Below are 8,205 nucleotides of genomic sequence, written 5' to 3'. Positions count from 1 at the left end.
TGTAATACTTGCTCTTTCATATCTTTCATTCTCCCTTCCTTTTCTTTTGTTACAAAGCTTCTATTATACTAATACGCTTGATAGAAATACGATTAACGCTGTTAATACTACTGCTCCACTTGCTGATCCTACGAAGTCACCTTTTGTTACTTGTAATACTTGCTCTTTCATATCTTTCATTCTCCCTTCCTTTTCTTTTGTTACAAAGCTTCTATTATACTAATACGCTTGATAGAAATACGATTAACGCTGTTAATACTACCGCTCCACTTGCTGATTCTACGAAATCACCTTTTGTTACTTGTAATACTTGCTCTTTCATATCTTTCATTCTCCCTTCTTTTTTCTTTTGTTACAAAGCTTCTATTATACTAATACGCTTGATAAAAATACGATTAATGCTGTTAATACTACCGCTCCACTTGCTGATCCTACGAAATCACCTTTTGTTACTTGTAATACTTGCTCTTTCATATCATTTATCCTCCCTTTTTATAAGTTATCTATATGTAATTTCTAAGAAATGTTTATTTCATAGTTTTTATGTTAACGTTACATTAAATTTGATAACGTAACGTTTGTAACATTAATGTAACATAACTATTATTACGTTGCAATATAATTACGTAAAATTTATTACACTTTTTTTACGTTTTTTTATAATAACCCTCAAAAACCTTTATTTAATGCGTTTTTCACTTAGTTCACGTTTGTAACATTCGTGTAACATTACAGTCATAAAGTGAAATGTCGTCATATTCCTCTCTATTTTTGTTACAAATCGTTTATTTAGTGACACTAAACCTATCTAATCTTTACTTACTTTTAATATGAGATAAAATACCGTCTTTCCAAGATAAGTTTATATGTTTCCTCTATATAACTATGTATAATAAAAACAAAGAGGTGGTCATTTTGAAATTAATCGCATTAGATATGGATGGTACACTACTATCATCTAATCTTGAAATCTCCAAAGAAAACCTACAAGCAATCCAAACTGCACAAGAAGCTGGTCATATTGTAATGATCTGTTCTGGTCGTGCGAAAGAGGATGCTTTAAAGCTATTGGAAGAATATAAATTATCTCTTCCAGTCGGAGCAAGCAATGGGGCTATTGTTTATGTGGATGGAAAAGTAATTAACTCGCGTTGTATACAAAACGACAAAGTTTACAAACTTGCAAAATTACTAGAATCTGAAGGTTTCCCATATAAGCTATATACGAATAAAGGAGTTTATTCTCCATATACATGGCAAGATCAAGTGATGCAAGCATTCGAAGAAAATAAGCATGCGCTTGATGTTACATTAGAGGAACTTGAACGAATTACAGAAAAGCAAAAGAAATCGAACCTAATTACTGATTTCAAAAAAATAGAAGATGTTGTAAATAACCAAGAACTAGAAATATCTAAATTCTTCATTTTAACGTTTAATGCAGCGCATCGCGCACAACTATTAAGTATATTACAAGAAGATGCTGATCTTATGGTTACAGCATCGGCTCCTACTAACTTAGAAATTATGGATAAGAATGGACATAAAGGAAACGGGATACAGCAGATGGCAGCTCATTTTAATATTCCTATTGAAGATACAGTTGCTATTGGTGATAATTTTAATGATGTACCGATGTTAGAAGTAGCAGGCTTATCTGTTGCAATGGGCAACGCTGAAGAAGATGTAAAAAAGCTATGTGATGTTGTAACACTAACAAACAATGAACATGGTGTTGCTCACGCAATCGAGCAATTTGTATTGAAACAAACTTCATCTAGTAAATAAAAAAAGGACTCTTTCAATTTGAAAGAGTCCTTTTTTATACGTGATGACAAGCAACAAAATGCTCTGCACCAACATTACGGAATTCTGGTACTATTTTTTTACAAACATCCGTTGCAAATGGGCAACGTGTATGAAAACGACAGCCCGAAGGTGGATTTGCTGGACTTGGAATATCCCCTTCTAGTATAATTCGCTCTCGCTTCACTGTTGGATCTGGTATTGGAACAGCTGATAACAATGCTTTCGTATAAGGATGTAGCGGATTGGTAAATAACTCATCACGCGGTGCTGTCTCCACAATCGTACCTAAATACATAATTCCGATTTTCGTACATAAATGTTCTACTACACTTAAATCATGCGAAATGAATAAATAAGATAATCCCTTTTTCTCTTGTAACTCACTAAATAAATTAATAATTTGTGCTTGGATAGATACATCTAGTGCCGCCACAGGTTCATCAGCTACAATAAATTCCGGATTTAATACCATAGCTCTTGCGATTACGATACGCTGACGTTGTCCACCAGAAAACTCATGGGGATACCGGTCAATATGATAAGGAGCTAACCCACATAACTCCAATACTTCAATTACCTTTTCACGAACATTTTCTTTCGTCGCTAATCCGTGGGCCAACATTGGCTCTCCAAGCGCTTCTCCAATTCTCATTCTCGGATTTAATGAGCTAAATGGATCTTGGAAAACGAGCTGCATATTAGGGCGATGTTTTCTTAATTCATCCTTGGATAAAGAATGAACATCTTTCCCTTTAAACTTCACTTCTCCCTCCGTTTTTTGAACGAGGCGTAAAATTGTTTTTCCTATTGTTGTTTTTCCGCTCCCTGATTCGCCAACGAGACCAAACACTTCACCTTTATTAATAGTAAAACTTACTCCATCAACCGCTTTTACATGCCCAATTGTTCTACTAAATACGCCACCCTTAATTGGAAAATATGTCTTTAGATTTTTCACCTCTAATAATGGTTCACTCATTGTTCCGCACGCTCCTCATATAGCCAGCAAGCTACTTTATGATTTTCATCATTTACATTTAGATTTGGGGCTTCTTTTTCACATATTTCCATACAATGCTCACAACGCCCACTAAAGTAGCAAAACTCACCTAAACCAACTAAATTCGGAACTTGCCCTGGAATAGAATATAGTTTATCTATTCGTTTTCCCATTACTGGTTTTGATTTCAATAATCCTTTCGTATAAGGATGTTTTGGATTTTGGAATATCTCTAGTACTGGGGCTTCTTCAATAACTTTCCCGCCATACATAACGACAACATAATCAGCCATTTCCGCTACGACACCTAAGTCATGTGTAATTAATAAAATCGACGTTTTAAATTCTTCTTTCACTTGTCTTAGTAGATCCAATATTTGAGCCTGAATAGTAACATCAAGAGCTGTTGTTGGTTCATCCGCAATTAATAACTTAGGATTACAACTAAGTGCAACAGCAATCATAATACGTTGTAACATCCCGCCGCTCAGTTCATGCGGATAAGAATGGACGATTTCATCAGCGCGGGCTATGCCAACTTTACGAATTAACTCAATTGCCTTCTTATATGCTTCATTTTTACTAAGTAATTCATGCTCCCTTAACGTTTCTACAATTTGCTCTCCTACAGTGAAGACGGGGTTTAGCGATGTCATCGGTTCTTGGAAAATCATCGCAATATCATTCCCCCGTAAACTACGAAGCTCTTTCTCTTTCATTCCTAAAAGACTTTTTCCTTCATATAAAATATCTCCACCTACTACACTGCCTGATTCAGCAATAAGTCCCATAATAGATAACGCCGTTACACTTTTTCCGCAACCAGATTCACCTACAACACAAACAGTTTCACCTTCTCGAACAGAAAAACTAACATGATTCACAGCTTTTACTGTCCCTTCTTCTGTCTGAAAGTATGTTTGTAAATCTTTCAGCTCTACTACCGCTTTACTCATATCTCCTCACCTACCGTCTCATCTTTGGATCTAATGCATCACGAAGTGCATCACCAAGTAAATTAATTGATACAACCGTTATAAAGATTGCAAAACCAGGCGGAATCCATAACCATGGACGCTTTTGGAAATCGATTAATGAGTTAGCTGCGCTAATCATGTTCCCCCATGATGGTGTAGGTGGAACGACTCCGAGACCTAAGTAACTTAGTGCGGATTCTCCCAAAATAGAACCTGCAACACCTAATGTAGATACGACAATTAAAATGGGTAAAACATTAGGTATTAAGTGATATATAATTTTCCGGTAATCTTTTATTCCTAACACATCCGCAGCTTGCATAAATGCTTGCTCCCTAAGTGATAAAATTTGCCCTCTTACAAGGCGTGCAAGCCCTGGCCAACCTACTAAACTTAAAATAATCATAATGACATACAAACGATAATCAGACGGTACTTTCCACTCTGATAAAATCGCACCCATTATAATAAGTAACGGTAATCCTGGCATCGACATTAAAATATCTGCAAGTCGCATAATAATATTGTCCACAATACCACGATAAAAACCTGCAATCGCTCCTAATAAAGCCCCAAGTATAACCGATAAAACCATTGAAGCTAAACCAATGGTTAATGAAATACGTCCCGCTTGCATAAGCCTTGTTAAAATATCTCTTCCTAATTGATCTGTACCAAGCCAATGAGAATAACTAGGTGGTTTGTTAATGAGCGCAACTTGTATTTTTCCTGATGCATATGGAGAAAAGAACGGACCGATAAAACAAAATAAAAACATAAAAATTAATGCATAAAACCCTACAAGTGCCATCTTATTTTTCTTTATCTTTTTAAAAGCTTGTCGCCATGGTGATGATTCATTTCTTCTCTTTTTTTCTTTTTTTTCTGTAATTACTGTAACAGTCTCCATTTCTTTCCCCCCTTACTTCAACCGAATTCTTGGATCAACAACTGCATATACGATATCTGCTAAAAAGTTTGAAACGATTGTTAAACAAGAAAGAAACATCGTAAATGCCATCAATACTGTATAGTCACGGAAATTTAATGCTTCTAATTGAATATTACCAATCCCTGGCCAGTTAAAAATTTGTTCAATAATAATTGCCCCAGAAAACAATCCAGGTAATTCAAATGCTAATAACGTAATTGCCGGTAAAATTGCATTTTTTAATGCATGCTTATAAATAACCGTCTTCTCCTTCAAACCTTTCGCTCTTGCTGTTCGTATGTAATCTTGTCTTACAACCTCTAACATACTTGTTCTAAAATAACGAGTTAGCGAGCCGACCCCAAGAAGTGTCAAAATAAATACTGGTAAAATCATATGTTTTGCAACTTCTATCACGTAAGCAAATCCTGTTGAATTACTGCCAACATCAATCATTCCACCTATCGGTAATAACTTAAAGTCAACCGCAAACACCTTGATTAAAAACAAACCGATAAAGAATGAAGGGAATGACATTGCTGCAAAAACACCGATTGTTACAAGTTTATCGAATAAAGAATGTTGCTTCGTCGCCGAGAATACACCGATAATAAGTGCAATTAGCCAAATAAAAAACAATGCAATAATTGCTACACTAAAAGAATTCCAAATAAATTTATTTAATAATGACGTTACAGGCTCTTGATATTGAAGCGAGAAGCCAAAGTCCCCTTGCAATGCATTACCTAACCAATGAAAATAACGCTCAACAATTGGTTTGTTCAACCCATATAACTCCCTCAGTTCAGCTGCTCTTTCCGGTGTAATTTTCGGGTTTGAATCAATATAATCCCCAGGAAGAAGTGCGAACAGGACGAAGATAATAATTGATGTACCAAGCAGTGTAGGAATCATTTGTAACAACCTACGAACAATATATGTTTTCACCCTTTTTCTCTCCAATCTTATGCTTAAAATAGAAGAACATTTTTTCAAAGCGGCACATTACTAACCGAATGAAAAAATGTCTTCTACTTATACATTCTTATCGTTATTTTTCAAATGATAATACTGGTAAGTTTGCACTAATACTGTTGTACTTTTCAGGATCAATTCCTTTTATATTCCCGTTATAACCAGTAATTGTTCTACGGTAGTTTAATAGAATTACTGGTGGATCATCACTTAATTCTTTATACAATTCTTTATAAATAGGTTTACGCTTTTCGATATCTACAGTTTCAATACCTTTTTGAATTAGCTCATCTACTTTTGCATTCTTATAACCAAGACTAGTTTCATTTGCAGTAGACAAATATTCACCAGCTGTTTCACTCGGATCACTTGTAATCGGTGTCGAAACAGAAGCTAAATCATAATCCCCTTTGTTTACCTTAGAAAGCATCGTATTAAAGTCCATAAATTCAGGATTAAACTCTACACCTATTTCTTTATAATTCTCTTTCGCAATCGGAATTAATAAATCACTATCTTTAGCCGAACTTGGACCGAAATAAGAAAGTTTTAATTTTTGACCATCTTTTTCACGAATTCCATCCGAACCAACTTTCCACCCTGCTTCATCTAATAATTTTTTCGCTTTTTCTTTATCGTATTCGTATTTATTAACTCCTTCTTCCGTATAAGCCCAAGAAGTTGGATGAATTGGTACATTGGCTACTGTACCGTATCCTTTTAACGCTGTATCAACATATTTTTTGCGGTCTAATCCGTAAATAAGTGCTTGGCGAACCTTTTTATCCTTTAAGTAAGGCTTATTATTATTCATATAAATATAACTAAATGACGGTGCTGTTTCGATTTGGATATTGGCGAATTCTAAAGCCTTAGCCTGTTCAAGAACCTCATCACCAGTACCTAAGCCAGTATGGTCAACTTCTCCTGTTTGGAATAACTGAAGCTTCGTATCACCAGAAGTAATTTTATAAATGAAGTTTTGAATTTTTGGTTTACCCGCATAATAATTTTCGTTTGCTACAAAACGAACTTCTTGACCTGGAATATACTTTTCAAATTTATATGGACCCGCAGCTAATGGCTTTCCATATAAATCTTTTAAGTAATCTAAGCTTGTATTTTGCTTATAATCTTTTCCATAATAAGCTTTTGATAGTACTGTACCTCCTAAAACAAATATAGCTTGTGAATTCACTTTTTCAGTTGTAATTTTAATTGTTTGTGGATCAACAACTTGAATACCTTCAATTGAAGTTGCTTTTCCTTCCTTATATTCTTTACCACCTTTAACCGCATATTGAGAGATATCTACTTCACCTTCATATGCCTTATCATGTAAAAGCGTCAATGTGAAAGCTACATCATCCGCCGTTAATGGCGATCCATCACTAAATTTCAAATCTTTACGTAAATGGAATGTATATGTTAACTGATCAGAAGAAACGTCCCACTTCTCAGCTAATTCTGGAATTGGTTTCCCTTGTTTATCGGTTGATACGAGAGATGCAAAAATAACTGAAGTTACGTTTCCATCCCAACCATTTTGTTGGAAGTATGGCAAAAATACGCCGCCTGGCTTACTAATACCAACTACTAACGTATCTTTTCTATTCTTCGCTTTGTCTGGCACTTTCGTTTTATCTGTCGCAGCGATCTTTTCAATTTTCACATTTTTTAAATCCTGCTGTTTAACCGGCTCTGTAGAAGCCGCGTCCTCCTGTCCCCCACAAGCAGACAACACAAGCGAACTACTCATTAATACCGAAAATACACCAGCCCATTTTTTTGTCTTTTTCTTCATTGTCCCCACCCTAACTTTTTATGATTATACCCTCTGAACGAATTACCTTATGTATGCCTCCCACAGCAACATTTATAGCCAATCGGAAAAGTCGGTTTTAATCGTAAAAAAATAGATGTTTTTGAGGGGTAACAATCTTATTCCGACCTTTCCGATAGACTTTATGGTTATTAGCTTATATCGTTCATTATGTTTTGTCAATTCTTTCTAAATAAATATTTTGAGAATTTTCCCAAAATTACCACTCTACATTTATACTTTAAGAAAACTCAGCTATAATTCGTATTAAAAAACTTAAAAATCTACTTCTATTCCTTCAACATGAAACATAGAATACTAATAAACAATTACCAAAAAGGGGGCGAAAATATGGACAACCTATTCCAATACGTCCTGCACTACGTATTATTAACAATTATGATAGTCGGAGCGCTATTACTATTCCCGTTCTTCCCAAAGTTCGTCCTCTTTTTAGCTTTTTTTATCATGCTCGGGATCGCTATTATAATTTCAACGAGAGAAGATGCCACGCAAAAAGAGAGCAGGGTTCAGCGCGTAAAGCTGTAACTTTGCTCTCTTTTCGTTTTCATTCACTAGTCTCTTTTATACATATTTATCCCGCTATTTGCCGGGCAGTAAGAACCCCACCTCAAAATTCAGCGAAAGCAAAAGAAGTTAGGTCGGGGTCGGGCTGCCCGTAAAAGCCCTC

The 8,205-nt window shown here is 35.3% G+C and carries 10 protein-coding genes; 2 read left to right on the top strand and 8 right to left on the bottom strand.

Annotation, left to right across the window (positions count from 1 at the left end):
* Nucleotides 1-63: 63 nt before the first annotated feature.
* The 3 genes from ACTFO4_RS27510 to ACTFO4_RS27500 are packed head-to-tail and all read right to left on the bottom strand — an operon-like array spanning nt 64 to nt 474.
* Nucleotides 64-180 carry a DUF3948 family protein gene (locus ACTFO4_RS27510; protein WP_000654250.1) on the bottom strand — a complete coding sequence of 39 codons (117 nt, stop codon included), beginning with the start codon at nt 178-180 and terminating at the stop codon, nt 64-66.
* A 34-nt stretch (nt 181-214) separates the two neighbouring features.
* Entirely contained in the window at nt 215-331 is a 117-nt protein-coding gene (locus ACTFO4_RS27505; protein ID WP_088350928.1) for a DUF3948 family protein, read from the bottom strand.
* A 35-nt stretch (nt 332-366) separates the two neighbouring features.
* Nucleotides 367-474: a DUF3948 family protein gene (locus tag ACTFO4_RS27500; protein WP_000664237.1), complete on the bottom strand. Its 108-nt coding sequence runs from the start codon at nt 472-474 to the stop codon at nt 367-369.
* Nucleotides 475-915: 441 nt separating this feature from the next.
* On the opposite strand from ACTFO4_RS27500, the gene ACTFO4_RS27495 reads away from it, so the two are divergent.
* Nucleotides 916-1,788, top strand: coding sequence for a Cof-type HAD-IIB family hydrolase (locus tag ACTFO4_RS27495; RefSeq protein ID WP_440014525.1), 873 nt, complete (start codon nt 916-918; stop codon nt 1,786-1,788).
* A 34-nt stretch (nt 1,789-1,822) separates the two neighbouring features.
* Here the strand turns inward: ACTFO4_RS27495 and ACTFO4_RS27490 are convergent, their stop codons facing one another.
* The 5 genes from ACTFO4_RS27490 to ACTFO4_RS27470 all read right to left on the bottom strand — a co-directional run bounded on the left by ACTFO4_RS27490 (nt 1,823) and on the right by ACTFO4_RS27470 (nt 7,496).
* Complete coding sequence (locus ACTFO4_RS27490; RefSeq protein WP_001294518.1) at nt 1,823-2,788, bottom strand: ABC transporter ATP-binding protein; 966 nt, start codon at nt 2,786-2,788, stop codon at nt 1,823-1,825.
* Nucleotides 2,785-3,765, bottom strand: a complete 981-nt coding sequence (locus ACTFO4_RS27485; RefSeq protein ID WP_000030800.1) for an ABC transporter ATP-binding protein — start codon at nt 3,763-3,765, stop codon at nt 2,785-2,787. The genes ACTFO4_RS27490 and ACTFO4_RS27485 overlap by 4 nt, the downstream gene beginning before the upstream one ends.
* A 10-nt stretch (nt 3,766-3,775) precedes the next feature.
* A complete protein-coding gene (gene opp4C, locus ACTFO4_RS27480; protein WP_000451078.1) occupies nt 3,776-4,696 on the bottom strand; it encodes an oligopeptide ABC transporter permease in 921 nt (306 codons plus the stop codon).
* A 12-nt stretch (nt 4,697-4,708) separates the two neighbouring features.
* Nucleotides 4,709-5,665 carry an ABC transporter permease gene (locus ACTFO4_RS27475; protein WP_000860748.1) on the bottom strand — a complete coding sequence of 319 codons (957 nt, stop codon included), beginning with the start codon at nt 5,663-5,665 and terminating at the stop codon, nt 4,709-4,711.
* Nucleotides 5,666-5,768: 103 nt separating this feature from the next.
* Nucleotides 5,769-7,496, bottom strand: a complete 1,728-nt coding sequence (locus ACTFO4_RS27470) for an ABC transporter substrate-binding protein (protein WP_000730692.1) — start codon at nt 7,494-7,496, stop codon at nt 5,769-5,771.
* A 369-nt stretch (nt 7,497-7,865) separates the two neighbouring features.
* Between ACTFO4_RS27470 and ACTFO4_RS27465 the strand changes: the two genes are divergently transcribed.
* The gene (locus ACTFO4_RS27465) at nt 7,866-8,063 is read left to right on the top strand and encodes a hypothetical protein (protein WP_000369254.1); all 198 of its coding nucleotides are present in this window, start codon (nt 7,866-7,868) and stop codon (nt 8,061-8,063) included.
* Nucleotides 8,064-8,205 lie beyond the last annotated feature (142 nt).

Source organism: Bacillus cereus group sp. MYBKT14-1, assembly GCF_051915185.1.
GTDB classification, from domain to species: Bacteria; Bacillota; Bacilli; order Bacillales; family Bacillaceae_G; genus Bacillus_A; species Bacillus_A cereus.
The sequence above is the reverse complement of the archived record's forward strand: the minus strand, read 5'-3'. Positions and strand labels throughout refer to the sequence as shown.

Excerpts from the sequence above, each read along its gene's own strand:
- ACTFO4_RS27510 (WP_000654250.1), bottom strand. The coding sequence starts at position 180 with ATGAAAGATATGAAAGAGCAAGTATTACAAGTAACAAAAGGTGACTTC.
- ACTFO4_RS27505 (WP_088350928.1), bottom strand. The coding sequence starts at position 331 with ATGAAAGATATGAAAGAGCAAGTATTACAAGTAACAAAAGGTGATTTC.
- ACTFO4_RS27500 (WP_000664237.1), bottom strand. The coding sequence starts at position 474 with ATGAAAGAGCAAGTATTACAAGTAACAAAAGGTGATTTCGTAGGATCA.
- ACTFO4_RS27490 (WP_001294518.1), bottom strand. The coding sequence starts at position 2,788 with ATGAGTGAACCATTATTAGAGGTGAAAAATCTAAAGACATATTTTCCA.
- ACTFO4_RS27485 (WP_000030800.1), bottom strand. The coding sequence starts at position 3,765 with ATGAGTAAAGCGGTAGTAGAGCTGAAAGATTTACAAACATACTTTCAG.
- opp4C (WP_000451078.1), bottom strand. The coding sequence starts at position 4,696 with ATGGAGACTGTTACAGTAATTACAGAAAAAAAAGAAAAAAAGAGAAGA.
- ACTFO4_RS27470 (WP_000730692.1), bottom strand. The coding sequence starts at position 7,496 with ATGAAGAAAAAGACAAAAAAATGGGCTGGTGTATTTTCGGTATTAATG.
- ACTFO4_RS27465 (WP_000369254.1), top strand. The coding sequence starts at position 7,866 with ATGGACAACCTATTCCAATACGTCCTGCACTACGTATTATTAACAATT.